Origin of the sequence: Microbacterium pumilum (genome assembly GCF_039530225.1) — a bacterium.
In the GTDB taxonomy this organism is placed as follows: Bacteria; Actinomycetota; Actinomycetes; order Actinomycetales; family Microbacteriaceae; genus Microbacterium; species Microbacterium pumilum.
Map to the genome: position 1 here is coordinate 3532727 of NZ_BAAAOH010000001.1, position 26492 is coordinate 3559218.

Sequence of the window (26492 nt, forward strand, 5' to 3'; positions counted from 1 at the left end):
GCCGGCATCCGCTCGCTGCACCCGGGCCGCGTGTCGTGCCACGTCCGGACGCCACGGTCAGTCTCCGGCTGATTCCCCACCGATCCGCACCACGACACTGCCCCGCTTTCTGCCGGTGTCGACGTAGCGGTGAGCCTCGACGATATCGGCGAGGTCGTACGTCCGATCGACCACCGGTCGAAGGTCGCCCGCCTCGGCGTGCCGCACGATCTCGGCCATGACCGGCGCGCCGAACATCGAGCCGGTATGCGTGACGAGCTTTCCGCTGCGCCGCGACTGGATGCGCTCGCCCAGCATGCCCGGCAGGTCCGAGATCACGAGCAGCAGAGCCGCGCCGGGCTTCATCACGCGGCGGCTGCGACTGAAGGGTGCGTTGCCGACGCACTCGACGATGACGTCGTATCGCTCGTCGCCGGCCGCGAAGTCCTCCGTCGCATAGTCGATGACGCGGTGCGCGCCGAGGGAACGGACGAGATCGGCGTTGCCCTGGCTGCACACCCCGGTCACGCGGGCGCCTGCCTGCGACGCCAGCTGCACCACGGCAGTCCCCACCGCACCCGAGGCGCCGTTCACGAGGATGTCGGTCCCCGGCCCGAGCTCGACACGGTCGAGGAAGGAGATCGCGGTATAGCCGCCGAACACCAGGGCGGCGGCATCCTCGAACGACATGCCCGCTGGCTTGGGTGCGATGCAGCCGTTCGCCTTGACGGTGACGTATTCCGCATGGCAGCCCATGCGGGGTCCCTGCATCACGATGACCTCGTCGCCCGGCGTGAATCCCGTGACGTCGGCGCCGACAGCCTCGATCACGCCGGCGCCGTCCATCCCGAGGATGGCGTGCCGCGGGCGGAAGACCCCGAGGGCGACGACGGCCAGCAACCCGAGTCCCCTCGGCAGATCCTTCGCGCGCAGGCGGTGGTCTGCGATGCTCACGGTCGAGGCACGCAGGCGTATGAGCACCTCGTCGTGCGCCGGCACCGGCCTGGGAACGCGCTCGACGGCCACGACCTGCGGTGGCCCGAACCGGCGGGCCACAGCGGCGGTCATCATGGTGACGGTGGTGGCTGACCCCATCGTGTCTCGAGTCATCGCAATCCCCTTACTCTGTAAGTATTACACCGTAAGGTACTCTGAGATCCTCGCTTTGTCCATCGCCAGCCTGACGTTGTACGGTGATCGAAGGAGGTGGGTCGATGACGGTTTCGCGCAAGGCGGCCGAACGCGCTCCCCTCACGAAGGACCGCGTGCTGTCGGCGGCGTCTGCCATCGCCGACGACGACGGGCTGGACGCGCTCACGATGCGCCGTCTCGCCGACGATCTCGGCGTCGAGGCCATGTCGATCTACTACCACCTGCCCAACAAGGATGCGATCCTCGATGGCCTCGTCGAGCTCGTGTTCGGCGAGGTCGAGGCGGAGGTCGGCGGCTTCGCACATAGGACCGACGTCGGCGCGGAGTCGGTGGATGCGTGGCAGAGCGCACTGCGCGCCCGGATCCTCGGCGCGCGTCGCGTACTGCTGCGGCATCGCTGGGTGCCGAGCGTGATGGAGTCGCGCTCGGTGCTCGGCCCGACGATGGCGCGCTACATCGACGGGATCGTGGGCATCATGCGCGCCGGCGGCCTTTCGTTCGACCTCATCCACCATTCGCTGCACGCGCTCGGCAGCCGGATGTACGGCTTCTCGCAGGAGCTGACGATGGACAGCGGGGCCGCCACGCCGACTGGCGATGACCTGACGCAGATGCGGGCGTTCGTGCCGAACCTGGCGGCGATGCTCGACGATGTCGTGCACGACGATCCGGAGTCGACGCTCGGCTGGTGCGACGATCAGACCGAGTTCGAGTTCGGCCTGGACATCCTGCTCGACGGCATCGCACGGCGCGGCGCCGAGACGGACACCCGCTGATGCGTGAACCCTTGCTCTCTGGTGACCATGGAGCATTGACGTGAGCTTCTCGCTCGACGCGATCCGGCGATGGCCCGACATCGAGAGTCCTGACCTGCCGGCGATCGATGCCGCCGATCGGCTGATCTTGGATGAATCCGCCGTTGCTAGAGCCGGGGTGGGCGAGTCGAAGCTCGTGGTCATCGGCGACGGATACGGCGCCCTGACGCTGGGTGCGGCAGCAGCCGCCGTGGAGCGAGGGACGGATGCGGCTGCCCTCGACATCCGGGTCCATCAGGATCCGCTCACGGGCGAGCAGGCGTTGGCCGCGAACGCCGAGCGCGTCGGCCTTGCCGGCACGTGCCGCTCGCTGCCGCTCTCGGCCGAGCTGGTGGGAGGCGCCGGCGTCGTGGTCATGCGGCTCCCCCGGTCGCTCGAAGCGCTGCGGGAAACCGCGGGCTTGATCGCCGCTCATGCGTCACCGGATGTCGAGGTGTACGCGGGTGGCCGGCTCAAGCACATGACCCTCGCGATGAACGATGTGCTCCGCGAGCATTTCGACACTGTCGACGTGAGCCACGCCCGGCAGAAGTCGCGCGTGCTGATCGCCCGCGGCCCGCACGACGGCTGCGATCCACAGCCGCGGCGGGCCGTCCACGACGGGCTCGTGGTGTGCGCCTTCGGCGAGACGTTCGCGGGCACGTCCATCGACATCGGCACCCGGCTGCTGCTCGAGAGCCTGCCCGTCGACATCCCGTCAGACGACGCCGTGGTCGACATGGCGTGCGGAAGCGGAGTCGTCGCGGCATGGCTTGCTCGCCGGCATCCTGAGCTGCGGGTCTACGCAACCGACCAGTCCGCGGCCGCCGTGGCGTCGGCGCGGGCGACCGTCGAGGCCAACGGGGTGGGCGATCGGATCACCGTGGAGCGGGATGATGCACTGTCACTCGTGCCCGACGCGAGCGCGACGCTCATCGCACTCAACCCGCCGTTCCACCTCGGCGGCGCCATCCACGAGGGAATCGCGCCGCGCCTCTTCGCCGACGCAGCCCGTGTGCTGCGGCCCGGCGGGGAACTATGGACCGTGTGGAACTCGACCCTCTTCTACCGCCCGGCCCTCGAGCGGCTCGTCGGCCCCACCCGTCAGGTCGCGCGCAACGCGAAGTTCACCGTGACTGCTTCGGTGAAGGGGTGAGCCGCGCTCAGCCGTCGGTGCCCGAGTCCTCGCCGTCCGAGTCATCGGTCGGCTCGGGCGTGGGGAGGCTGTTGTCCGGGACCGGCGTCGGCCCGAACAGGGTCCAGGCGCCACCGCTGCACTGGTAATACTGGTTGACCTCGGTGTCGATGTACACATCTCCGTCGGTCTGACACGTCTCGTCGTCGGGTGCACCGACGCCGAGAAGGACCTGCGTGCCCGCCGTGCCGGGTGCGCCCGGTTCGCCGGGAGCCCCGGGCGTGCCGGCGGGGCCGGTCTCGCCGGTCAGATTCTCGGCGGCATTGGCCTTGATGTTGCCGACCCAGACCCAGTCGTCTCCCTGGAAGACGTACACGTCCGCGTTCGAGCGATCGATGTAGACGTCGCCCTCGTAGCCCTTGCCGGACTCCGGCGCCCCCGTCCCCGCCCGCACGGCCGATCCAGCCGGCAGGAGGTCCTCGACGATGGCTTCGTAGTCGGGCGGAGCGGTCTCGCTCGGAGTTGCAGCGGGTGTCTCCACGGCGGATGGCGTGGGCTCGGCCGCCGCCTCGTTGCCGGCCGATCGCGCAAGCCATGAGCCGAGGAATGCCGCGACGAACGAGAGGAGGACGACGGCGACACCGATCCAGATGAGCGCCCCACGGCTCACGCCTGACGTCGGCGGCTTCGGGGCATCGACGGGCGCCGGTGCACGGGTGATCGGCGGGGTCTGGTCGTTCTGGCCAGTGCTCATGGGGACTTCCTTCCGGCATGCACCGCACCGCATACACGGGCGATTTCGCCGAAAGCCTACGGTGCACCTCGCACGCGGCAATCACCCTGGCCGGATGATCTGGTACCTGCTGGAGGGTTGCTGTGCCGGCGGCAACGGTGGCGGCGCTACGTGCTGATCAGAAGTCCCAGTCCTCGTCTTCGGTCGCCTCGGCCTTGCCGATCACGTAGGACGAGCCTGAGCCCGAGAAGAAGTCGTGGTTCTCGTCGGCGTTCGGCGAGAGCGCGGACAGGATCGCCGGGTTCACGTTCGTGACGGTGGCGGGGAACATCGCCTCGTAGCCCAGGTTCATCAGCGCCTTGTTGGCGTTGTAGTGCAGGAACTTCTTGACGTCCTCGGTCAGGCCGACGCCGTCGTAGAGGTCCTGCGTGTACTGGATCTCGTTGTCGTAGAGCTCGTACAGCAGCGAGAACGTGTAGTCCTTGATGTCGTTGCGCTCGGTCTCGCTGACCCGCTCCAGTCCCTTCTGGAACTTGTAGCCGATGTAGTAGCCGTGCACGGCCTCGTCGCGGATGATGAGGCGGATCAAGTCGGCGGTGTTCGTGAGCTTCGCTCGGCTAGACCAGTGCATCGGCAGGTAGAACCCCGAGTAGAACAGGAAGCTCTCGAGCAGGGTCGAGGCGACCTTGCGCTTGAGCGGGTTGTCGCCCTGGTAGTACTCCATGACGATTTGAGCCTTCTTCTGAAGGTTCGGGTTCTCGACCGACCAGCGGAAGGCCTCGTCGATCTCCTTCGTGGAGCACAGCGTTGAGAAGATCGAGGAGTACGACTTCGCGTGCACCGACTCCATGAATGCGATGTTCGTGTAGACGGCCTCTTCGTGCGGCGTGATCGCGTCGGGGATGAGCGACACGGCTCCCACGGTCCCCTGGATCGTGTCGAGCAGCGTGAGTCCGGTGAACACGCGCATCGTCAAGAGCTGCTCGTCGGGCGTCAGAGTGTTCCACGACTGGATGTCGTTGGACAGCGGGATCTTCTCGGGCAGCCAGAAGTTGTTGACGAGACGGTTCCACACCTCGACGTCCTTGTCGTCCTGGATGCGGTTCCAGTTGATCGCCTGGACGTGATCGATGAGCTTGAGCTTCTCGGGGGTCATGAGATTCCTCGGTTGTTCGCGGGGCCGGCGGGGGTCACAACATGCACGAGACGCACTCGGACATATCCGTGCCCTCGAGGGCCATCTGCCGCAGGCGGATGTAGTAGATCGTCTTGATGCCCTTGCGCCATGCGTAGATCTGCGCCTTGTTGATGTCGCGGGTGGTGGCGGTGTCCTTGAAGAACAGCGTCAGCGACAGGCCCTGGTCGACGTGCTGCGTGGCAGCGGCGTACGTGTCGATGACCTTCTCGTAGCCGATCTCGTACGCGTCCTGGTAGTACTCCAGGTTCTCGTTCGTCATGAACGGCGCCGGGTAGTAGACGCGGCCGAGCTTGCCTTCCTTGCGGATCTCGATCTTCGACGCGATCGGGTGGATCGACGACGTCGAGTTGTTGATGTAGGAGATCGAGCCGGTCGGCGGCACCGCCTGCAGGTTCTGGTTGTAGATGCCGTGCTCCTGGATGCTGGCGCGCAGCGCCGTCCAGTCTGCCTGGGTCGGGATCGGGATGCCGGCGAACAGCTCCTTCACCTTCTCGGTCTGCGGCTCCCATGCCTGCTCGATGTACTTGTCGAAGAACTCTCCCGACGCGTACGTGGAGTCGGCGAATCCGTCGAAGGCCTCGCCGCGCTCCTTCGCGAGGTTGTTCGATGCGCGCAGCGCGTGGAACAGCACGGTGTAGAAGTAGATGTTCGTGAAGTCGAGACCCTCTTCAGACCCGTAGTGGACGTGCTCGCGGGCGAGGTAGCCGTGCAGGTTCATCTGCCCGAGGCCGATCGCGTGCGAGCGGTCGTTGCCGTCCTCGATTGAACGGACCGACGAGATGTGGCTCTGCTCGCTGACGGCGCTGAGGGCCCGGATGGCCGTCTCGACGGTGGTGCCGAGGTCGCCGCCATCCATCGCCAGCGCGATGTTCATCGAGCCGAGGTTGCACGAGATGTCCTTGCCGATCTCCTTATAGGAGAGGTCCTCGTTGTACGTCGTCGGCGTGTTCACCTGCAGGATCTCGGAGCAGAGGTTCGACATGTTGATGCGGCCCTTGATCGGGTTCGCCTTGTTCACGGTGTCTTCGAACATGATGTACGGGTAGCCCGACTCGAACTGGATCTCGGCGAGCGTCTGGAAGAACTCGCGGGCGTTGATCTTCGTCTTCTTGATGCGGGCGTCATCCACCATCTCGCGGTACTTCTCGGTCACCGAGATGTCGCCGAAGGGCACGCCGTATACGCGCTCGACGTCGTAGGGCGAGAAGAGGTACATGTCTTCGCCGTTCTTCGCGAGCTCGAACGTGATGTCGGGGATGACGACACCGAGCGACAGGGTCTTGATGCGGATCTTCTCGTCGGCGTTCTCGCGCTTGGTGTCGAGGAAGCGCAGGATGTCGGGGTGGTGCGCTGAGAGGTACACCGCGCCGGCGCCCTGACGGGCACCGAGCTGGTTGGCGTAGCTGAAGCTGTCCTCGAGCAGCTTCATCACGGGGATGATCCCGCTGGACTGGTTCTCGATCTGCTTGATCGGCGCACCCGACTCGCGGATGTTCGACAGGAGGAGCGCAACGCCGCCGCCGCGCTTGGAGAGCTGCAGCGACGAGTTGATGCCGCGCGAGATCGACTCCATGTTGTCTTCGATGCGCAGCAGGAAGCACGAGACGAGCTCACCGCGCTGGGCCTTGCCCGTGTTGAGGAAGGTCGGGGTCGCGGGCTGGAAGCGGCCGGAGATGATCTCCTCCACCAGCTCGATCGCGAGCGCCTGGTCGCCGTCGGCGAGTCCGAGCGCCGTCATGACGACGCGGTCCTCGAAGCGCTCGAGGTACCGCTTGCCGTCGAAGGTCTTGAGCGTGTAGCTCGTGTAGTACTTGAACGCGCCGAGGAAGGTGTCGAAGCGGAACTTCTTGCCGTAGGCGAGGTCGTTGATCTTCTGGATGAACTCGAACGGGTACTTCGCGAGCACCGCGGGTTCGTAGTACTCCTTCTCGACGAGGTAGTCGAGACGCTCCTTGAGCGAGTGGAAGAACACCGTGTTGAGATTCACGTGCTGGAGGAAGTACTCGCGAGCTGCGCGCTTGTCGGCATCGAACTGGATCCTGCCGTCCGCGTCGTACAGGTTCAGCATCGCGTTGAGGGAGTGGTAGTCCATCCCCTCGAACCGCGCCTCGGTCTTGAAGTCCTTCTCGCTTACTGCAGCTTCCACCATCGTTCCAATCCGTCGCTCACGCGATCCACGTCTTCTGGCGTGCCGAATACTTCTAGCCGGTACAGGTGCGGCACGTTGCACTTGCGGCTGATGATCTCGCCGGCGATACAGAAGTGCTCGCCGAAATTCGTGTTTCCTGCGGAGATGACTCCGCGGATGAGGGCCCGATTTCGCTCTTCGTTGAGGAACCGGATCACCTGCTTGGGGACCGCACCCTTCTCCTCACCGCGACCCTGGCCTCCGCCGTACGTGGGGGTGACGAGGACGAACGGCTCATCGACGGTGAGGGCGGCATCCGTGGCATGAAGCGGGATCCGCGCTGCTCGCAGTCCCAGCTTCTCGATGAAACGGGCGGTGTTGCCCGAGATGCTCGAGAAGTACACCAGCAGCGGTGCCTGAGTTGCGACCGCGGTCACGGTTCACCCCGGTCCCTGAGCTCCGTCGAAGGGCTACGCGAGTCGCGAAGCGAGCTCGTCGATCTTGTCGGGACGGAAGCCCGACCAGTGGTCCTCATCCGTGATGACGACCGGCGCCTGGAGGTAGCCCAGCGCCCTGACCTGCTCGAGGGCAGCCGGGTCCTCGGAGAGGTCGTGCACCTCGTAATCGATGCCTTTCGAGTCCAGCGCGCGGTAGGTCGCGGTGCACTGAACGCACGCGGGCTTTGTGTAGACAGTGATCGTCATTTCGATCAGTCCCCCTCACATCCGAAGTTCTTACCGGTAGGCCCCCCACCGGGAGTCCAATACTACATATGGGTACCGACATTGGATAGCACCACAAGGGATAGTAGTTACATCCGTGTAGTTTTCCACTGCTCTCCTCAGATACAACACAGGTTGTCCACCGTTTCATCCACAGGCGAGCGAGTTTTCCAAGGCCGGGAAAAGGCCTGGAACACGCCGGAATCGGATGCCGCAGCCACATCCATCCACAGGCATCACGCTATGGAGAGGGTCCGACATCCGATCGCCCTGTGGAATGTCGACCTGGGCGTGTCGGCGTGTCGAGCAGCCGCTGTGGCACCGGCGCCCTCGCCGTGGTGACGGTTGGCGATACCGTGGACGGATGGCCGGCTATCGGGACGTTCTGCGCACCCCCGGGGTCGGGCGCATCATCGCAGCACAGCTGACCGCTCGCTTCCCCAACGGCATGATCAGCCTCGCGGTCCTGCTGTACATCGAGCACGTCACGGGGTCGTACGGCGCCGCCGGGCTGGTCCTGGCCGCCACCTCGATCGGCCAGGCCATCGCGGGCCCGGTCACCAGTCGCTGGATGGGGATCTGGGGCATGCGCCGGGTGCTGACGATCACTCTCGTGGTGTGCGCACTGGCGATCACGACTCTCGCGCTCGTTGAGATGCCGGTTCCCGTGTACATGGCGCTCGGCCTCGTGATCGGCCTCTCGACGCCGCCGATCCAGTCCGCCGCCCGCACGATCTATCCCAAGCTGGTGAGCGCGCGCATGCTCACGCCGCTCTTCTCGCTCGACGCGTCGCTGCAGGAGATCATCTGGATCGTCGCCCCCGTGGTCATCACGCTCGTCGCCACGCAGGTCGGCACGGTCCAGGCGCTCCTGCTCATCGTCGTCGTGCTCGCCGGCGGTGGCGCGTGGTTCATCCTGTCGCCGGAGGTCGGGCGCGTCCGCATCCCGCGCAGCCGGCGCAGCCTCGGCAAGGTGCTGACGAAGCCGCCGGTGCTGCTCGCGACGGTCATCGGGTTCCTCCTCATCGGGGCGTGCGCGGCGGTCGAGGCCGGAGTGGTCTCGACGTTCGGGCATGGCGGACTCGAGGCAGGCATCGTCCTCGCGCTCTTCTCCGTCGGCAGCCTTGCCGGTGGCCTGTCGTTCGGGCACATCCCCATCGGACCGTGGGCGATGGCTCGAAGACTCGCCATCGTCACCATCGGCCTCTCGCTCACGATGCTGTCGCTGCAGGTGTGGTGGCTCGGCGGGACGCTCGTCCTGGCGGGAATCGGCATCGCCCCCGCCCTCGCGGTGCTCTTCGCCATGACTTCGGCCAGCGTCAAATTCAGCGACACGGCCGAGGCCTTCGGCTGGGTCGCCACCGGACAGCTGATCGGCGCGGCCGCCGGCTCGTCGATCGCAGGGTTCCTCATCGACGGCGTCGGCCCGCAGGGCGCGTACGTGGCGGCAACCGGATTCGCAGCCGTCGGACTCCTGGTCGCCATCGTCTTCGTGCGCGGATTCCCGGATCTTCGCCGACGCGATCCGAGCCCGATTCCCGACACGGAGCCCGTGCCGCAGATCACCTGACCCGGAGACGCGGCGATCTGATGCGCCGCTGGGGCCGTCCATAGCCATTGCATAGGATGGCGCGCTTTGATCGGACCATGACCGACGACAATCGCTGGCTCGATGAGAACGGCACCCCCATCGACGAGGACCATCGCGGCCTCGTGTACGACGTGCAGACCCTGATCGACCGACGCCGTGCGCTCGGCATCTTCGGCGGCGTGGCACTCACGAGTCTGCTCGCCGCCTGCGGCGCGCAGCCGACGGATGCCGCGACCACCACGGACGCGGCGTCACCCGCTGCCTCGGCAACCGCCACGCCGAGCGCCTCCCCGAGCGCTAAGGGTCAGGCATCCGAACCCGTGACCGAGGTGCCCGACGAGACGGGTGGCCCGTACCCCGGCGATGGATCGAACGGAGTGAACGTGCTCGACGATTCCGGCATCGTGCGTGCCGACATCCGCTCGAGCTTCGGCTCGTCGACGACGGTGGCCGAGGGCGTGCGGCTCACGATCTCGCTGACGGTCCGGGATGCCGCAACCGGCGAGGCGCTGGCCGGCCGCGGCGTGTATCTGTGGCACTGCGACCGCGACGGCGACTACTCGCTCTACAGCCAGGGGGTCGAGAACGAGAACTACCTGCGCGGTGTGCAGGAGACCGATGCGAACGGCACCGTGACCTTCACCTCCGTCTACCCCGCCTGCTACTCCGGGCGCTGGCCGCACATCCACTTCGAGGTGTACGACGATGTCGCGAACGCCGTCGCGTCCGGCCCGATCGTGAAGACCTCGCAGATCGCGCTCCCCGCCGAGGCGAACACCGCGGTGTACGCGACCAGCGGCTATGAGCGGAGCGTGCAGAACGCCGGGAGCGTGTCGCTGCAGAGCGACAACGTCTTCAGCGATGACGGCGGCATCCACCAGATCGCGACGATCGCCGGCTCGGTCGCCGACGGCTACACCGCATCGCTCACGATCGGCGTGTGAGCTCCGATGATCCGACCGCGCGGCGCTCTGCCGCCCATCACTCAGGCGATGCGGCGCAGCAGCTCCAGTACGGCGAGGGCGTACGCGTCGGCCGGTTCGGGATGCTCGAAGGTCAGCACCTCCTCGTGATCGGTCCCCGAGCCCCACGCGAGCTCGACCTGGTGCGTGTCGTCGAGTCGTCGCAGCGACCGGAACGCGCCCCGCAGCAGCTCGCGCAGCTGATGCTCGTGCGGCAGCCACAGCGCGTCCTCCTGGGCGACGGAGTCCAGCGCCCACTCGGTGGTGCCGTTGAACGCCAGGATGCGCCCGGTCGGATACTCGCGCGGCTCGATCGTCATCTCGCTGACCGTGAACACGTCGGCCTCGAACTCCGGCTCGTCGAGCTGGAATCGGTCGCCCGACCGCGGGTGCCAGATGAGCCCCGCCTCTTTGAGTGCGACTGCCAGTTCCGTCGAGATCATGCCAACCATCTTCGCCTGGATGCGGGGGTTCCGGGCCGCTCCTAGGCTGGGAGGGTGCCCGCTCCCGTCACCCTCCCCCGCCTGTCGTGGGGCGATCCCGCCTCGTCGCGTCGCGCGCTGCTCGTCCACGGGCTCGGGTCGAACGGCGCCCTCATGTGGCGGTTCGGAGTCGCCATCGCGAATGCCGGCTGGCAGGCGGATGCCGTCGACCTGCGCGGCCACGGCGTCGCTCCTCGTACGCTCGACTACCGGGTTGCGGCGTACGCGGCCGACCTGTCGGCGACCTTGGCCGCAGCCCGCGGCGCGTGGGACCTCGTCGTGGGCCATTCGCTCGGCGGCGCCGCATCCGTCGTCGCGGCGGCGGAGCACCCCGAGTGGGCACGCCGCCTCATCCTGGTCGATCCCGCCATCCGGCCGACGCCGCGCGACCTCGAGATCGTCCGCGCCAGTCAGGAGGAGTCCTTCGCCGACCCCAGCAAGGAGGCGGTGCGCAGCGCTCACCCGAACTGGCACGAGCACGACATCGAGCTCAAATCGCTTTCCGCACACCAGGCGAGCCGCTGGGCGGTCGAGCAGACCAGCTCGCAGAACACGCCGTGGGACGTGACGGATGCCGCGGCATCCGTCACGGTGCCGATGCACATCCTCGGATCCGACCCCGATGTCTACAGCATCTACTGGGGTGAGCGGCTGGCGGGACTTCGCGCCGCGAATCCGGCGATCGGCTACTCGTTCGTCGCGGGCGCCGGCCACTCTCCGCATCGTGATCGTCCTGAGGAGACGGTCGCGGAGTTCCTGCGGATCATCGGAGACTGAACGGACTGACGCTCACTGGACGACGTGCTCGACGCCCTGACCGACGTCGACGGTGACGCCGACGTAACTCGGGATGGCCGTCGAAAGGGCGTCCCTGAGGTCGTCGATCGGGGGAACCGATCCGTCATCCGTGGTGAGCTCCACCGTCGCGGACAGCCCGCTCCAGTTGACGTCGTACACGCGCGCGCCCTTCTCGTCCTTCAGCCAGTTGCTCGTGACCTGCTGGATCGTCACCGACCACCGGGCGATCGCGACCGAGGCGATCGAGTTGGCCGCGAGCGGGACGGCGACGACGATCGCGAGCACCGTGACGATCGTGTAGGCGCGGCGGCGGTTCGCGTCGGGCGAGGAACTGGGGTCGCGGGCGTAGCCGCCCATCGTGAACACGATGGTTCCCGCGATGACGAGAGCGACCACGTTCGAGAGGAACAGGATGAGGGCGCCGAACGCGTCCTGCCAGAGACCCTGACCCGCGCACACCCCTACGACCCCGAGAGGCGGCACGAGCGATATCGCGATCGCGACACCGGGCAGGACGGCGCTCAGATCCTTGCGCGACATGGCGAAGCCGCCGGCGAATCCCGTCGCCAGGGCCGCGACCAGATCCATGAGGCTCGGCGACGTCCGGCCGATCACCTGCGAGTTCGTCTCGAGGCTCTCGGGGGTCGAGACGAAGATCGTGAAGAAGAGGCCCAGGACCACGACGATGACGAGCCCGCTCAGCACCCACAGGATCGAGCGGATCACGAGACTGAGGTGGCCGGTCACGATCCCCAGCGCGATGCCGAGGATCGGGGTGCCGAGCGGGGCGATGATCATGGCGCCGATCACCGTGGCGGTCGAGTCGGTGAGCACGCCCGCGATCGCGATCGTGCCCGCCAGCGTCAGCATGATGAGGAAGCCGGTGCGCTTGCTCAGCGCGTCGCCGTAGCTCAGGTCGAGCGCATCGTTGAGTGCCTCGACCGGCTGTCGCTGTGCGGGCGGGATGAGCGTCTGAGTGAAACGCGACATGTTTGCTCCTTGCGGCGGTCTGCGCCCATCGTGGCACGGCCCACGCCCTTCCTCATCGAGCCGACGCGACGCGATCGGCAGTTCGCGACGCTGCCGAACGGACATCCGCGCCGACCCCGCCCCGAGCGGCGCGAGAATGGGTCGGTGACCGACTTCGAACCCGCCGCACACCTCCCCGACGAGATGCTGGAGAGGTTCCGCGAACGGGCTGCGATCCATGACCGCGAGAACACCTTCCCCGACCAGGACCTCGCCGAGCTGAAGGCCGCCGGCTACCTGTCGATCCTGGTGCCCGTCGAGCTCGGCGGCGGCGGACTGGGTATGGCGGAGGCATCCGTTCTGCAGCAGCGGCTCGCCGGCGCTGCCCCCGCGACCGCGCTGGCGGTGAACATGCACCTGGTGTGGACCGGCGTGGCAAAGGTGCTCTCCGACCGAGGCGTCGACGCGCTGCGGTTCGTGCAGGAGGGCGCGGTGGCCGGCGAGGTGTTCGCCTTCGGCATCAGCGAGGCGGGCAACGATCTCGTGCTGTTCGGCAGCGAAACGGATGCCGCGCCCCAGCCGGACGGCGCCTACGCGTTCACGGGGACGAAGATCTTCACCTCGCTCGCTCCGGTGTGGACGCAGCTGGGCCTCCACGGCCTGGATGCGACATCCGCCGACGCACCGAAGCTCGTCTACGCGTTCGTGCCTCGATCGGATGCGGTCGTGACCCGCGACGACTGGGACACGCTCGGGATGCGCGGCACGCAATCGCGCACCACGGAGCTGCACGGAGCCCTCGCACCACCGGATCGCGTCGTGCGCCGCATCGATCCCGGGCCGAATCCCGACCCGATGGTGTTCGGCATCTTCAGCGTGTTCGAGTTGCTGCTCGCATCCGTCTACACCGGGATCGCCCGCCGCGCGCTCGACCTGGCCGTCGAGACGGCCGGCCGACGCCGGTCGAAGAAGACCGGCAAGGCCTACAGCCAGGACCCCGACATCCGCTGGCGCATCGCCGACATGGCACTCGCGTACGACGCGCTGCCGGCCGAGCTCGCGGCGCTGAGCCGCGACGTCGACACGCTCGCCGACCACGGCGCGCGGTGGTTCTCGCTCCTGGCGGGCATCAAGCACCGCGCGGTGACCATGGCCAAGCGCGTCGTCGACGACGCCGTGCTCGTCGCGGGCGGGTCCTCGTACTTCTCGGCCTCGGAGCTGTCGAGGCTCTACCGCGACGTGCTCGCGGGACTGTTCCACCCCTCCGACCCCGAGTCCGCGCACTCGACGGTCGCGAGCGCCTGGCTCGGCCCGGTGCAGGACTGACCGGCGCGCGCGGCGCGGCGGCATCCGCCCTCTGCCGGCTTATCGAAATCAGGACGATCGACGAAGTCAGGACGATGCCGGCCGAATCGTCCTGAATCGGTCGATCCTCCTGATCTGGGCACCACACCGGCCTGCTCTCGGCGGCGCGTGACAGGATGACGGCATGGCGCGCACCCCCACGGCTCTGCTGAGTTCGGCCGATCAGGACCGCCGCCGCGGCCTGCAGCTCATGAAGGGCATCGCGCTCGGCGCGCTGCTGCTGTCGGCTGCGGTCTTCGCCTTCGCGTTCGCCTTCGAAGAGCAGATCCCCTGGCTCGTGTATGTACGCGCCGCCGCCGAAGGCGCGATGGTCGGCGCGCTGGCGGACTGGTTCGCCGTCACCGCCCTCTTCCGGCATCCGCTCGGCATCCCGATCCCTCACACCGCGATCATTCCGAGGCGCAAGGACGAAATCGGCCGCACCCTCGGCGAGTTCGTCGAGACCGAGTTCCTGCGCGGGGATGTCGTGCGCACGAAGCTCGAAGGAACGGCGATCGCGACGAAGCTCGGCGAATGGCTGCGCGAGCCCGTCCATGCCGAGCGGGTCACGGCCGAAGGCTCGGTCATGGCGTCGGGCATCCTCGAGGCGCTGAGCGACGACGACGTACGGGACGTGATCGAAGACCTCGCCCGTGAGCACCTCATCGCGCCCGACTGGGGACCCCCACTCGGTGGGTGGCTCGATCGCATCATCGAGTCGGGCGCGCACCACGGCGCCGTCGACATGGGTATCGACAGCATCGGGACGTGGCTCGAGTCCAACCACTCCTCCTTCACGGGGCTCGTGTCGCGGCGACTGCCGTCGTGGGTCCCCTCGGTGGCGCACCGCTTCGTGGACGACACCGTCTACAACGAGGCGGTGAAGTTCATCGCGGCCGTCCAGGCCGATCCGCAGCATCCTGCCCGTATCGCGATCGATGGCTACCTCTCACGCCTCGCCGACAATCTGCAGCACGATCCGGCAACCATCGGTCGTCTCGAGGACGCGAAGGTCACGCTTTTCGACAGCCCACGCGTGCGTGAGCTCGCCGGTGAGGCCTGGAACACCGCGAAGGCCGGGCTGCTCGCATCCCTCGCCGATCCGCAGAGCGGACTGCGTCGCCGCGCCGCCACGGCGATCGCCGAGATCGGCGACCGGCTGACGACGGATGCCGCGCTCCAGCATCGCGTCGACACCTGGGTGACGGATGCCGCAGTGTTCCTCGTCGACCGCTACCGCAGCGACATCGCCTCGATCATCACCGACACGGTGGAGCGGTGGGATCCCGCCGAAACGACGGAGAAGATCGAGCTGATGGTGGGCCGCGACCTGCAGTACATCCGCCTCAATGGCACGATCGTCGGCGCGCTCGCCGGACTCGCCATCTTCTCGCTGGCTCACGCGCTGCTCGGATGACCGACGGTGACGTCGCCCCCAGCGGCGGGCCCGCGAAGGGATAGCCTGAACCCGTGGCCGCCGACCCGCTCCTCTTCAGCTACGGGACCCTCCAGAATCCCGATGTTCAGCTCGAGATCTTCGGGCGCGTCGTCGAGGCGGAGGATGACGTCCTCCCCGGCCACAGGGTGGACTACGCCGAGATCGAGGATGCGCGGATCATCGACCTGTCAGGGGCCTCGGTCCATCCGATCGTGCGAGCGACCGGCAACCAGCTCGACAAGGTCGTCGGCAAGGTGCTGCGGGTGACCGAGGACGAACTCGACGCCTCGGACGAGTACGAGGTGTCGATCTATCGCCGAGCTTCGGTGGTCCTCGCCTCCGGCCGATCTGCCTGGGTGTACGTGGCCGACTGATGGCTCTCGTCCACGATCCTCTCTGGCCGCGGGCCGGCGGCTGGCCGGCCCCCGAAGCCGTCGCCGGGCGGGTGGATGCCGCGATCATGGGCGTGCCCGCATGGCGCACGTCCCTCTCCCCCACGGGCGCGCACGCCACGCCGGCTGCCGTGCGCGAGGCGCTGGCGCGCTACAGCCCCACCCTGCTCGGGCCGCCGCCGGTCGACCTGAACGAGGCGCTGCGGATCATCGATGCGGGCGACGTGCCGGAGCCCGATGGACCCGCGGGCGAGGCATCCGTCCGCGCTCTGGTGCAGCAGCTCGTGGGCCGTGCCGACCTCGTGATCGCGCTCGGCGGCGACAACTCTGCGACGTACGCGGTCGCGCAGGGCGCGGCGGCTGAGGGGCTCATCACGATCGACGCGCACTTCGACCTGCGCGACGGCGTCTCGAACGGCTCGCCGGTGCGCAGGCTCGTCGAAGACGGGCTCGATCCGCGGCGGATCGTGCAGCTCGGCATCGCCGACTTCGCGAACTCGGTCGCCTACGCGCAGCGCGCCGCGGAGTGGGGCATCACCGTCGTGTCCCTCGACGAGGTCCGGCGCCGCGGTGCCGCCGAGGTGGCGGCCGCGGCGCTCGCCATCGCGGGCGCCGAGGACGGATCGGTACACCTCGACATCGACGTGGACGTGTGCGACCGCTCGGTCGCCCCGGGTTGCCCCGCGTCGGTGCCCGGAGGACTCGCTGCGTGGGAGCTCAGAGCGCTCGTGCGCGCTCTCGCCGGCGACGCGCGCGTGGCGAGCGCCGACATCGTCGAGGTCGACGCCACCGCCGACGCTCCCGACGCCAGAACCGTGCGACTCGCGGCACTGTGCGTTCTCGAACTCCTCGCCGGAAAGGCTGCGCGCACATGACCTCCACACCGGATCGCTCCGATCCCGCCTCGATCCGGCTCGTCCTCATCCGTCATGCCAAGTCGGACTGGGGCGACTCCTCGCTCGACGATCACGACCGCCCACTGGGCGAACGCGGACTGCGGGATGCCCCACGCATGGCGCGAGAACTCACCGAGTCGGGCTTCCGGCCCGACGTCATCCTCTCGAGCACGGCACTGCGGGCACGGACGACCGCAGAGGCCTTCGCAGCCGAACTCGGGGTCGCGGTGACACTCGATCCCGAGCTGTACGGCGCATCCGCGAGCACACTGCTCGCGATAGCGGCAGGCAGCGGGGCTCTCTCCGTCGTGCTCGTCGCCCACGACCCTGGCATGAGCGTGCTCGCCGGACGTCTGTCCGGGGGCCGCATCGAGCACATGCCCACGTGCGCGGTCGCGACCTTCCAGTGGGACACCCGTGACTGGGATGTCGTGGACTCGATCGAGCCGACGGATTGGACGTTCGACTCACCGCGGTGATCCGCGGCGCACGGGTGGCTCAGCCCGCGATTCCGTCCTTCCAGACGGCCGCGATGAGCGGGACTCCGGGTCGGTAGGCGAGGTGCGTGCGGGTCGGCGCATCCAGGAGCACGAGGTCGGCGCGTCTGCCGGGCGCGATGGCCCCGATGTCATTGCGTCGCAGCGCCGTGGCGCCACCCGCCGTGGCGGCCCACACCGCCTCCGCGGTCGTCATGCCCATCTCGCGCACCGCGAGCGCGATCATCAGGGGCATCGAGCTCGTGAAGCTCGAGCCGGGGTTGCAGTCGCTCGCGATCGCCACCGTCACGCCCGCATCGAGCAGGCGACGAGCGTCGGGGTACGGCTGACGCGTCGAGAATTCGACGCCCGGCAGCAGCGTCGCCACTGTGTGCGACCCGGCGAGGGCCGCGACATCCGCGTCGTCGAGATACGTGCAGTGATCGACGGATGCCGCGCCCACTGCGACGGCCAGCTGCACGCCGTCGCCGGAGCCCAGCTGATTGCCGTGCACCCGGGCTTCAAGGCCGTGCGCGATGCCCGCCGTCAGCACCCGGCGGCTCTCGCCCGGATCGAACGCCCCTCGCTCGCAGAACACGTCGACCCACCGGCTGTGCGGGGCGACAGCGTGCATCATCTCGCCGCATACCAGGTCGACGTAGTCGTCGCGGCGATCGGCGAACTCGGCCGGGACGACATGGGCGCCGAGGAACGTGACCTCCGGCGTCACCTCTGCGGCGAGCCGCGCCAGTCGTGCCTCGTCCTCGACGGTGAGCCCATATCCGGTCTTGATCTCGAACGTGGTCGTGCCCTGAGCGCGCAGCTCAGCCACGAACCCGGCAAGTCGCCGCCGCAGCTCGTCGTCGCTCGCTGCGCGCGTCGCCGCGACCGTGCGGCGTATTCCCCCCGCGGCATACGGTGTGCCCGCCATCCGCGCCTCGAACTCGTCGGCGCGATCGCCGCCGAAGACGATATGGGTGTGGCTGTCGACGAATCCGGGGATGACGGCCTTGCCGCCGGCATCCACGACGGTGACGTCGGTTGGGCGCGTTTCGTCTCGTCGCTCCGCTCCCTGCTCGACGACCGGAAGCGGATCCGCGGTGGCGGGTCGCGCCGGTGGGCTCGCGAATCCGCCATTCGACTCAGGCATCGCGCGCTGCGGGATGTTTCGTCCGGAAAGGCGCTTCTCGGCGTCGGCCGCGGAACCGACCCACGCGATCCGGCCGCCCTCGACAAGCACGGCGGCCTCGGTGCGCGTGCCGCACGGGTCTCCGGCGACGGCGACGTTGGTCGTCAGTTCGCCGATGTTCGTGATGAGGGTGGTCATCGCTCGCACCTTGGTCATGTCCCGATCTTCCCGCCTCGTGTCCCGATTTCCACCGTTCGACCGGCTGCGCAGCGGTGGATTTCGGGACATGGATGCCGCGCCACCGGCGCCTCGCCGGTGCCCGAGAGGGCTGCCGGAAGAGGGTCGGGTGTCACAGCATCGGAATCTTGAGGCCCCGCTCGCGCGCGACCTCCTTCGCCCGGTCGTAGCCGGCGTCGACGTGACGCATGACGCCGGTTCCCGGGTCGTTGGTGAGCACTCGCTCGAGCTTCTCGGCCGCGAGGGCAGTGCCGTCCGCGACGGTGACCTGTCCGGCGTGGATGCTGCGGCCGATGCCGACGCCGCCGCCGTGGTGGATCGATACCCACGATGCGCCGCTCGACGTGTTGAGCAGTGCGTTCAACAGGGGCCAGTCCGCGATGGCGTCCGAGCCATCTGCCATGGCCTCGGTCTCGCGGTAGGGGGACGCGACCGAGCCCGAATCGAGGTGGTCGCGGCCGATCACGATCGGCGCCGAGAGCTCGCCCGAGGCGACCATCTCGTTGAACTTCAGCCCGGCGAGATGGCGCTCCTTGTACCCGAGCCAGCAGATGCGGGCGGGCAGTCCTTCGAAGTGCACAGCGTCGGCTGCTTTGTCGAGCCAGCGGATGAGCCCCGCATTGTCGGGGAAGAGCGCCTTGACGGCCTCATCGGTCTTGCGGATGTCTTCGGGGTCTCCCGACAGGGCGACCCACCGGAAGGGACCGCGCCCCTCGGCGAACTGCGGGCGGATGTAGGCAGGCACGAATCCCGGGAACTCGAACGCCCGCTCGAAGCCGCCCAGCTGCGCCTCGCGGCGGATCGAGTTGCCGTAGTCGAACACCTCGGCTCCGGCATCCTGGAACCCGACCATCGCGGCCACGTGCTTGGCCATGCTGCCGCGCGCGCGAGCGGTGAATCCCTCCGGGTCGCGGTCCGCTTCGGCCTTCCAGTCCTCGAACGCGATGCCGACCGGCAGATACGCGAGCGGGTCGTGGGCGCTGGTCTGGTCGGTGACGACGTCGATCGGCACGCCGCGGAGCAGCAGGTCACCGAAGACCTCGGCGGCGTTGCCGACGACCCCGACCGAGAGCGCCTCGCCGGCATCCTTGGCGGCGACGACGCGCGCGATCGCAGCGTCGAGGTCGGTCGTGTACTCGTCGAGGTAGCCGTGCTCGACCCGGCGGGCGAGCCGCGACTCGTCGACATCCACGATCAGCACCGCGCCGCCGTTCATGGTCACGGCCAGCGGCTGCGCGCCGCCCATTCCGCCGCATCCTGCCGTCAGGGTCAGGGTCCCGGTGAGGTCCTCACGACCGAGGCTTCGCGCGACCGCGACGAACGTCTCGTACGTGCCCTGCAGGATGCCCTGCGTGCCGATGTAGATCCACGAACCGGCCGTCATCTGGCCGTACATCGTGAGGCCGAGCTCTTCGAGGCGCCGGAACTCGGGCCACGTCGCCCAGTCGCCGACGAGGTTCGAGTTGGCGATCAGCACTCGAGGCGCCCACTCGTGCGTGCGGAACACGCCGACCGGCTTGCCCGACTGCACGAGCAGCGTCTCGTCGGGCTCGAGCTCGTCGAGGGTGCGGACGATCGCGTCGTACGCCTCCCACGTGCGGGCGGCCTTGCCCGTTCCGCCGTAGACGACGAGGTCTTCGGGGTGCTCGGCGACCTCGGGGTCGAGGTTGTTCATGAGCATGCGCTTGGCGGCCTCGGCCCCCCAGCTCTTGGCGGTGCGCTCGGCGCCGCGCGCGGCGCGGACAACCCGGGTCTGAGTCTGCATGATGTATCCCTTCTCGGCGTCCACCCCTCCGGTTACGGACGGGACACGCCGCCTTCCGTTTCGTCGGCGCGGCGTGTCGCGTCCGTAATCGAGGCTGTGGTGGTTGCGGCGGCGACGACGGCGCCGGAGAGGACGAGCTCGGTCACGGCCTCCATGTCGGGTGAGAGGTAGCGGTCGGCACCGGGACCATCCGCGACGGTGCGAACGAGGTCGCGCACCGCACCGGTGGCGGGGCCGGGCTCGAGCGGCGAACGCAGGTCGACGGCGCGGGCGCCGGTGAGCACCTCGATCGCGAGCACCCGGGCGAGCCCGTCGATCGCACGCCGCAGCTTTCGTGCGGCCGCCCAGCCCATCGACACGTGATCCTCCTGCATCGCCGAGGACGGGATCGAGTCGACGGATGCCGGCGCCGCGAGCCGCTTGAGCTCCGACACGATCCCCGCCGCCGCGTACTGCGCGATCATGAGGCCCGAGTCGACGCCCACCTCGTGGGCGAGGAACGGCGGCAGCCCGTGGCTGCGGGCGGGATCGAGGGCGCGATCGGTGCGTCGCTCCGAGATCGACGCGACATCCGCGACCGCGATGGCGAGGAAGTCGAGCACATACGCGATAGGCGCACCGTGGAAGTTGCCGTTCGACTCGACCCGGCCATCGTCGGTGATGACGGGGTTGTCGACGGCCGAAGACAGCTCACGGAAGGCGATCATCCGCGCGTAATCGACGGTGTCGCGTGCCGCACCGTGCACCTGCGGCGCGCAGCGCAGCGAGTACGCGTCCTGCACGCGGGTGCAGACCGCGGGTTCTCGGTGCGAGGCCATGATCGGCGAGTCCGCGAGGTAGGCGCGCAGATTCGCAGCGGATGCCGCCTGCCCGACCTGGGGACGCAGCGCCATGAGATCGGCCGCGAAGACGGCATCCGTCGCCAGCTGGCTCTCGATCGAGAGTGCGGCCGCGACATCGGCCGTGTCGAGCAGCAAGGACAGGTCGTGCAGCGCGAGCAGCAGCATCCCGAGCATGCCGTCGGTGCCGTTGATGAGCGCGAGGCCCTCCTTCTCGCGCAGTTCGAGCGGGGTGAGGGATGCCGCGGCCAACGCCTCGGCGGCATCGACCTCGGCGCCTGAGCCGTCGCGCACGCGTCCCTCGCCCATCGCCGCAAGGGCCACGTGCGAGAGCGGTGCGAGGTCTCCAGAGCAGCCAAGTGAGCCGTACTCGCGGACGATCGGCGTGATCCCGGCGTTGAGCATCGCGGCGTACATCTCGACCACGACCGGGCGCACGCCGGTGTGCGCCGTGGCGAGCGTCTGCAGACGGAGCAGCTGCAGCGCGCGCACCACCTCGCGCTCCACCTCGGCGCCGGTGCCCGCCGCGTGCGAGCGGATGAGGCTGACCTGCAGCTGCAGGCGGCGTTCGGGCGCGATGAACGTGGTCGCGAGCGCACCGAAGCCGGTGGAGATGCCGTAGTGCGGCTCGGGATCGTCGGCGAGGCCCTCGACCAGAGCGCGGGATGCCGCGACGCGCACCATTGCAGCAGGGTCGAGCTCGACGCGGGCGTCGTGGCGTGCGACGGCGACGACGTCTTCGGGCCGCAGCGGCGCGGCCCCGACGACGACGGTGCCGACGGAGCGCAGGGTTTCGGTGACGGTGGTCATGCCTCGATTCCACACCGTTCCCCTCGCGTGGGACAGGTGGGCGTGGCATCCTGTGTCTGTCATGTCAGACAACTCCCCGGCATCCGAATCCCCCGGACGCCCACAGGTGCCCGCAGCCGATCAGACGCTGCGGATCCTCACGTTCCTCGCGCGACAGCGCGGACCGATCGCGGCGTCCACGCTCGCCACGCACCTCGGCATCCCGCGTTCGAGCATGTACCACCTGCTCGCCACGCTCGAAGAGCACGGGTTCGTCGTGCATGTCCCCTCCGAACGGCGCTGGGGGCTCGGAACCGCGGCGTTCGAGCTCGCGGGTGGCTACGCCCGGCAGCAGCCGCTGGCCCGGCTGGGCCGCCCGCTCGTCGCCGCGCTCGCCGACCGCACCGGCGAGAGCGCGCACCTGGCGGTCATGACGGGCAGCGACGTCCTCTACATCGTCGAGGAGCGCGCGCCGCGCCGTCCCGCACTGGTGACGGATGTCGGAGTGCGCCTGCCCGCGCACCTCACCGCCACGGGCCGAGCCATGCTCGCCGCGCTCCCCCGCGAGCAGGTGAGAGCCCTGTATCCAGGCAGCGCGTCGTTCGCCGATCGCACCGGACGCGGCCCGCGCCGGCCGGGCGAGCTGCGCGAGGTGCTGCGCCAGGTGCGCGTCGACGGATTCGCCACCGAGGACGGCGAGGTGACACTCGGTCTGCGCTCCGTCGGCGTCGCGGTTCGCGACCATGCCGGCTGGCCGGTCGCCGCGGTGGCGGTCACCTGGCCCGACGACAGCGCACAGCAGGCTTCGACTTTCGCCGCATTGCTGGAGGCGGCCGCGGCCGAGCTCCGACGGCGCCTCTATGGCTCGGGGGCCGGCGTCAGCGCACGATGAGCTGCGGAGTCACCAGTACGTGCTCCAGACCCGCGGGATGAGGCCCGACGACGCTGCCGGTCGGCCCCATGAGGAGTTCGAGGGCGCCCAGGGCGACACGCTCCGGCAGCTGTTCGATGCTGCTGATGCCGAGCGCCTCGACCGCAGGGGTGTTGTCGAAGCCGATCACCGGAAGACGGGGGATGCCGGCATCCACTGCCGCGAGATGTACGCCGATCGCGAGCGAATCGCTGGCGCAGACGACAGCATCCGCCTCGCGGGCTGCGAGCGCTCCGGCGACCGCGTCGCGGGCCAGGGCGACGTCATCCACGGCCGTGTACCGCGGACCGGAGCTCGCGGCCACGGCCATCGCCTCACGCCAGCCGCGCTCGCGGTCGTCCCCGGTGCCGGAACCGGACGGCCAGCCGAGGAACGCGATGCGACCGCCCGCAATTGCGAGCGCATGTTCGGTGGCCGCCCTCGTGCCGGCCGCGCCGTCGACGTCGACCCACGGATGCGAGGGCTGTGCGACATCGTCCTCGCCCCAGGGTCTCCCGAACGAGACGAACGGCAGATCCCGTTCATTGAGCCAGTTGGTTCGCGGGTCGCCGTAGAACGTGCCGGTGATGACGACCGCGTCGATCTCGGCGCGATCGGTGAGTTCGGCAAGCCGCGCGAGTTCCTCTTCGGGACTCCGCGCCGCGTACACGAGCATCCGCATGCCGCGCTCGCTCGCCCGCTCGGTGAGCGCGTGGACGAATCGGTCGAGCACGACGCCCGACACTCCCCCGGCGTACGGATCGAGGTGGATGCCGATCGTCGAGCTGCGGCGGGTGCGCAGCATCCGTGCCGCGGCGTGAGGTCGATAGCCGAGCTCGGCGATCGCCGACTCGACCCGCTCGCGGGTGGAGCCCTTGACGATTCCCGGTGAGTTCAGCACGTTCGACACGGTCTGGCGGCTCACCCCCGCGACACGCGCCACGTCCTCGACCGTCGGTGACTTCGCCATGCGGACCTCCTCGTCCCGGCAGAGCCATGAACGTTCAAATCGTTATCCTACGGCGCCCTCAACCACCTTGACAGTGCCATCACGCAGTCGTACCGTGACCCTTGGCGGCATGCTTTGATCGTTCAAATTCCCAGGCGAACGATCGATCGGGCTGAGCCCATGTCAGCCGCCGAGTTGACTCATCAAAGGAGAGAGACATGACACGGCACACCATGCGCGCCGTCCTCGGCGCTGGCGCGCTCCTCATCGCGGGGGCGCTCACGCTCTCGGGCTGTGGCGGATCGGGGTTCGACGAACCTGCGGGTACCGGCGACGCGAGCGACCTCACCTCATCCGATGACGCCCTCACGGTCCTGATCGGCTCGAGTGGAGAGGCCGAGACGACCGCGGTCGAGGATGCGGTCGCTGCCTGGTCAGAGGAGTCGGGCGTCGAGGCGACCGTCTCGGTGGCCAACGATCTCCCCCAGCAGCTGTCGCAGGGCTTCGCCGCGGGCTCGCCTCCCGATCTCTTCTACCTCAACCCCGAGGCGATGACCGGCTACGCGGACAACGGGTCGCTCAAGGCGTACGGCGACCTCCTCGAGAACAAGGACGACTTCTACCCCTCGCTCGTGGAGAACTTCACCCTCGACGGCGAGTTCTACTGTGCTCCGAAGGACTTCTCGACGCTTGCGCTGATCATCAACAACGATCTGTGGACGGCGGCCGGACTCACCGAGGACGACATCCCGACGACGTGGGACGAGCTCACCGCCGTCGCTGAGACCCTGACCACGGAGGGCAGGGTAGGACTAGCTTTCGGTGCGGAGTACGAGCGCGTCGGAACGTTCATGGCCCAGGCGTCGGGCGGGGGGCTGGTCGTCGACGGGGCAGCCGTCGCCAATAGTCCCGAGAACGTTGAAGCTCTCGACTATGTGAAGTCGCAGCTGGAGGCCGGTACCTTCGCTTACGCCACCACGGACCTCGGCCTGGGGTGGGGCGGCGAGGCGTTCGGCAAGCAAGCCGCGGCGATGGTGATCGAGGGCAACTGGATCACGGGGGCGATGACGAACGACTACCCGGACATCTCCTACACTGTCGCGGAGCTGCCTGCCGGACCCGCGGGCCAAGGCACGTTGCAGTTCACGAACTGCTGGGGCATGGCAGCCGACAGCCCCAACCAGGAAGCCGCTCTCAAACTCGCTGAGTACCTGACGGCGACCGACCAGCAGCTGGCGTTCTCGGAGGCGTTCGGCCCGATGCCTTCGATCCAGTCCGCCGCGGATGCGTGGAGTGAGGCCAACCCCGACCTGACCGCGTTCCTGACCGGCGCGGACTACGCTCAGTTCCGGCCGACGCAGGATGGCGCGATCGAGGTGCTCGCCGACTTCAACGCCCAGCTGGAGGGCCTCAAGGCGGGCGATCCCCAAGAGATCCTCGACTCGGTCCAGGCGAACCTCGAGGCCGTGGTCGGCTGACGATGTCCGCCCCCACTCGTCCCCGCGCCGGATCCTCCGCGATCCGGCGCGGGGAAGGCCTCGCCGGATGGATCTTCACGGCCCCCGTGATCATCATTCTCGGCGTCTTCCTCCTGATCCCCGTTCTGATGGCGTTGTGGGTGAGCTTCTCGGACTGGAACGGCCGGGGCAGTCCGCTCTCGCCCCGAGTCGGCTTCGTCGGGCTCGAGAACTACGCCGCTGTGACGACGGGCGGCGGCCTGACGGAGCGCAACTTCGGCATCGCTCTTCGCAACAACGCCTGGTACGTATTCCTCGTCGTGCCCCTGCAGACCATCCTGTCGCTGTTCCTGGCAGTGCTCGTCAGCCGCGCAATCCTCCGCGGCCGCGGCTTCTTCCGCACGGCGTTCTACTTCCCGTCGGTGACGAGCTCCGTGGCCATCACGGTCCTCTGGCTCTTCCTCTTCAACAAGGACGGCGTCGTCAACGAGGTTCTCTCGTGGATCGGGATCAACGGGCCCAATTGGTTCCGCGATCCGCGCGGAATCGTGCATATCGCCCTCGGAAATGTCGGTCCATTGGCCGGCCCCGATTTTCTCGTGCAGAACGGCTTCCTCGGCATCTCCTGGTGGGAGTGGCTCGCCGGGCCGTCCGTGGCGATGACGGCCTTCATCCTGATGGCTGTCTTCACGACGAGCGGGACGTTCATGCTTCTGTTCATCGCCGCGCTCGTGAACGTCGGCGTCGAACTCGGAGAAGCGGGCATGATGGACGGCGCGAACGGCTGGCAACGCTTCTGGCACATCACCTTCCCGCAGCTGCGACCCACGCTGTTCACGGTGCTCACGCTCGGCTTGATCGGCTGCTGGCAGGTGTTCGACCAGATCTACACCGGTACTCAGGGCGGGCCGGCCAAGACGACTGTGACACCCGCATTCCTGTCGTACCAGTCCGCCTTCCTCAACCAGGACTGGGGACAGGGCGCTGCGATCGCATTCATCCTGTTCCTGATCATCATCGTCTTCGCCCTCTTCCAACGCTGGGTGCTGCGCGATCGGCCGGTGTCGAAGCGGCGCGCGCGCCAGTATCAGGTGAAGAGCACCTCCCGGGTCGCAGCTCCGGTACTCGTGAAGGGATCCAAGCCATGACCATTGAACCGGTCGCCGTCGTGCCCGATGCCGCCGCCCCTGCGGTGCCGGAACTCCCGCCAAAGAGCACGAGGCGGTGG

General features: G+C 68.3%; 25 protein-coding genes. 13 read left to right on the forward strand and 12 right to left on the reverse strand.

The features are described 5' to 3' along the window. Window positions 1–57 precede the first annotated feature (57 nt). Window positions 58–1089: an NAD(P)-dependent alcohol dehydrogenase gene (locus tag ABD188_RS15920; protein WP_344064453.1), complete on the reverse strand. Its 1032-nt coding sequence runs from the start codon at window positions 1087–1089 to the stop codon at window positions 58–60. Window positions 1090–1193: 104 nt separating this feature from the next. Here ABD188_RS15920 and ABD188_RS15925 point away from each other — a divergent pair, with 104 nt between their 5' ends. Together ABD188_RS15925 and ABD188_RS15930 are read left to right on the forward strand one after the other, a co-directional pair. Next, the gene (locus tag ABD188_RS15925; RefSeq protein ID WP_344064456.1) at window positions 1194–1907 is read left to right on the forward strand and encodes a TetR/AcrR family transcriptional regulator C-terminal domain-containing protein; all 714 of its coding nucleotides are present in this window, start codon (window positions 1194–1196) and stop codon (window positions 1905–1907) included. Window positions 1908–1947: 40 nt separating this feature from the next. Then, window positions 1948–3081, forward strand: coding sequence for a class I SAM-dependent methyltransferase (locus ABD188_RS15930; protein WP_344064459.1), 1134 nt, complete (start codon window positions 1948–1950; stop codon window positions 3079–3081). 7 nt (window positions 3082–3088) lie between these two features. Here ABD188_RS15930 and ABD188_RS15935 read toward each other — a convergent pair whose 3' ends face one another. From ABD188_RS15935 to nrdH, 5 genes are all read right to left on the reverse strand, one after another. After that, window positions 3089–3814, reverse strand: coding sequence for a hypothetical protein (locus ABD188_RS15935; protein WP_344064461.1), 726 nt, complete (start codon window positions 3812–3814; stop codon window positions 3089–3091). Between the two features lie 157 nt (window positions 3815–3971). Further along, window positions 3972–4949 carry a class 1b ribonucleoside-diphosphate reductase subunit beta gene (nrdF, locus tag ABD188_RS15940; protein WP_344064463.1) on the reverse strand — a complete coding sequence of 326 codons (978 nt, stop codon included), beginning with the start codon at window positions 4947–4949 and terminating at the stop codon, window positions 3972–3974. 34 nt (window positions 4950–4983) lie between these two features. After that, complete coding sequence (gene nrdE / locus ABD188_RS15945) at window positions 4984–7140, reverse strand: class 1b ribonucleoside-diphosphate reductase subunit alpha (RefSeq protein ID WP_344064467.1); 2157 nt, start codon at window positions 7138–7140, stop codon at window positions 4984–4986. Further along, window positions 7122–7556 (reverse strand): class Ib ribonucleoside-diphosphate reductase assembly flavoprotein NrdI, encoded by a 435-nt coding sequence (gene nrdI, locus ABD188_RS15950; protein ID WP_344064470.1) that lies wholly within the window; start codon window positions 7554–7556, stop codon window positions 7122–7124. The genes nrdE and nrdI overlap by 19 nt, the downstream gene beginning before the upstream one ends. 33 nt (window positions 7557–7589) lie before the next feature. After that, window positions 7590–7823, reverse strand: coding sequence for a glutaredoxin-like protein NrdH (nrdH, locus tag ABD188_RS15955; RefSeq protein WP_344064473.1), 234 nt, complete (start codon window positions 7821–7823; stop codon window positions 7590–7592). Between the two features lie 382 nt (window positions 7824–8205). On the opposite strand from nrdH, the gene ABD188_RS15960 reads away from it, so the two are divergent. Both ABD188_RS15960 and ABD188_RS15965 read left to right on the forward strand, forming a co-directional pair. After that, window positions 8206–9411, forward strand: a complete 1206-nt coding sequence (locus tag ABD188_RS15960) for an MFS transporter (protein WP_344064476.1) — start codon at window positions 8206–8208, stop codon at window positions 9409–9411. A gap of 77 nt (window positions 9412–9488) precedes the next feature. Beyond that, window positions 9489–10376 carry an intradiol ring-cleavage dioxygenase gene (locus ABD188_RS15965; RefSeq protein WP_344064479.1) on the forward strand — a complete coding sequence of 296 codons (888 nt, stop codon included), beginning with the start codon at window positions 9489–9491 and terminating at the stop codon, window positions 10374–10376. A gap of 41 nt (window positions 10377–10417) precedes the next feature. On the opposite strand, the gene ABD188_RS15970 is transcribed toward ABD188_RS15965, so the two are convergent. Further along, window positions 10418–10837, reverse strand: a complete 420-nt coding sequence (locus ABD188_RS15970; protein WP_344064481.1) for a pilus assembly protein CpaE — start codon at window positions 10835–10837, stop codon at window positions 10418–10420. A gap of 54 nt (window positions 10838–10891) precedes the next feature. On the opposite strand from ABD188_RS15970, the gene ABD188_RS15975 reads away from it, so the two are divergent. After that, the gene (locus tag ABD188_RS15975) at window positions 10892–11653 is read left to right on the forward strand and encodes an alpha/beta fold hydrolase (RefSeq protein ID WP_344064484.1); all 762 of its coding nucleotides are present in this window, start codon (window positions 10892–10894) and stop codon (window positions 11651–11653) included. 12 nt (window positions 11654–11665) lie between these two features. Here the strand turns inward: ABD188_RS15975 and ABD188_RS15980 are convergent, their stop codons facing one another. After that, complete coding sequence (locus tag ABD188_RS15980; RefSeq protein WP_344064487.1) at window positions 11666–12664, reverse strand: TIGR00341 family protein; 999 nt, start codon at window positions 12662–12664, stop codon at window positions 11666–11668. Window positions 12665–12847: 183 nt separating this feature from the next. On the opposite strand from ABD188_RS15980, the gene ABD188_RS15985 reads away from it, so the two are divergent. From ABD188_RS15985 to ABD188_RS16005, 5 genes are all read left to right on the forward strand, one after another. Then, window positions 12848–13969: an acyl-CoA dehydrogenase family protein gene (locus ABD188_RS15985; protein ID WP_425561380.1), complete on the forward strand. Its 1122-nt coding sequence runs from the start codon at window positions 12848–12850 to the stop codon at window positions 13967–13969. Between the two features lie 163 nt (window positions 13970–14132). Beyond that, window positions 14133–15404 carry a DUF445 domain-containing protein gene (locus tag ABD188_RS15990; protein ID WP_344064493.1) on the forward strand — a complete coding sequence of 424 codons (1272 nt, stop codon included), beginning with the start codon at window positions 14133–14135 and terminating at the stop codon, window positions 15402–15404. Between the two features lie 53 nt (window positions 15405–15457). Then, complete coding sequence (locus tag ABD188_RS15995) at window positions 15458–15799, forward strand: gamma-glutamylcyclotransferase family protein (protein ID WP_344064495.1); 342 nt, start codon at window positions 15458–15460, stop codon at window positions 15797–15799. Further along, window positions 15799–16692, forward strand: a complete 894-nt coding sequence (locus ABD188_RS16000) for an arginase family protein (protein ID WP_344064497.1) — start codon at window positions 15799–15801, stop codon at window positions 16690–16692. The genes ABD188_RS15995 and ABD188_RS16000 overlap by 1 nt, the downstream gene beginning before the upstream one ends. Beyond that, window positions 16689–17192 (forward strand): SixA phosphatase family protein, encoded by a 504-nt coding sequence (locus tag ABD188_RS16005; RefSeq protein WP_344064499.1) that lies wholly within the window; start codon window positions 16689–16691, stop codon window positions 17190–17192. The genes ABD188_RS16000 and ABD188_RS16005 overlap by 4 nt, the downstream gene beginning before the upstream one ends. Before the next feature lie 19 nt (window positions 17193–17211). Here ABD188_RS16005 and hutI read toward each other — a convergent pair whose 3' ends face one another. The 3 genes from hutI to hutH form a co-directional block, all read right to left on the reverse strand. Beyond that, a complete protein-coding gene (gene hutI, locus ABD188_RS16010; RefSeq protein ID WP_344067174.1) occupies window positions 17212–18516 on the reverse strand; it encodes an imidazolonepropionase in 1305 nt (434 codons plus the stop codon). Window positions 18517–18667: 151 nt separating this feature from the next. Further along, window positions 18668–20320, reverse strand: a complete 1653-nt coding sequence (hutU, locus tag ABD188_RS16015) for a urocanate hydratase (RefSeq protein WP_344064502.1) — start codon at window positions 20318–20320, stop codon at window positions 18668–18670. A 32-nt stretch (window positions 20321–20352) separates the two neighbouring features. Then, a complete protein-coding gene (gene hutH, locus ABD188_RS16020) occupies window positions 20353–21969 on the reverse strand; it encodes a histidine ammonia-lyase (protein WP_344064505.1) in 1617 nt (538 codons plus the stop codon). A gap of 61 nt (window positions 21970–22030) precedes the next feature. On the opposite strand from hutH, the gene ABD188_RS16025 reads away from it, so the two are divergent. Continuing rightward, complete coding sequence (locus ABD188_RS16025; protein ID WP_344064508.1) at window positions 22031–22840, forward strand: IclR family transcriptional regulator; 810 nt, start codon at window positions 22031–22033, stop codon at window positions 22838–22840. Here ABD188_RS16025 and ABD188_RS16030 read toward each other — a convergent pair. Further along, window positions 22827–23828: a LacI family DNA-binding transcriptional regulator gene (locus tag ABD188_RS16030; RefSeq protein WP_344064511.1), complete on the reverse strand. Its 1002-nt coding sequence runs from the start codon at window positions 23826–23828 to the stop codon at window positions 22827–22829. The two genes, ABD188_RS16025 and ABD188_RS16030, sit on opposite strands and share 14 nt — an antisense overlap. A gap of 197 nt (window positions 23829–24025) precedes the next feature. On the opposite strand from ABD188_RS16030, the gene ABD188_RS16035 reads away from it, so the two are divergent. Then, complete coding sequence (locus ABD188_RS16035) at window positions 24026–25285, forward strand: sugar ABC transporter substrate-binding protein (protein WP_344064514.1); 1260 nt, start codon at window positions 24026–24028, stop codon at window positions 25283–25285. 2 nt (window positions 25286–25287) lie between these two features. Continuing rightward, window positions 25288–26412, forward strand: coding sequence for a carbohydrate ABC transporter permease (locus ABD188_RS16040; RefSeq protein WP_344064517.1), 1125 nt, complete (start codon window positions 25288–25290; stop codon window positions 26410–26412). Window positions 26413–26492 lie beyond the last annotated feature (80 nt).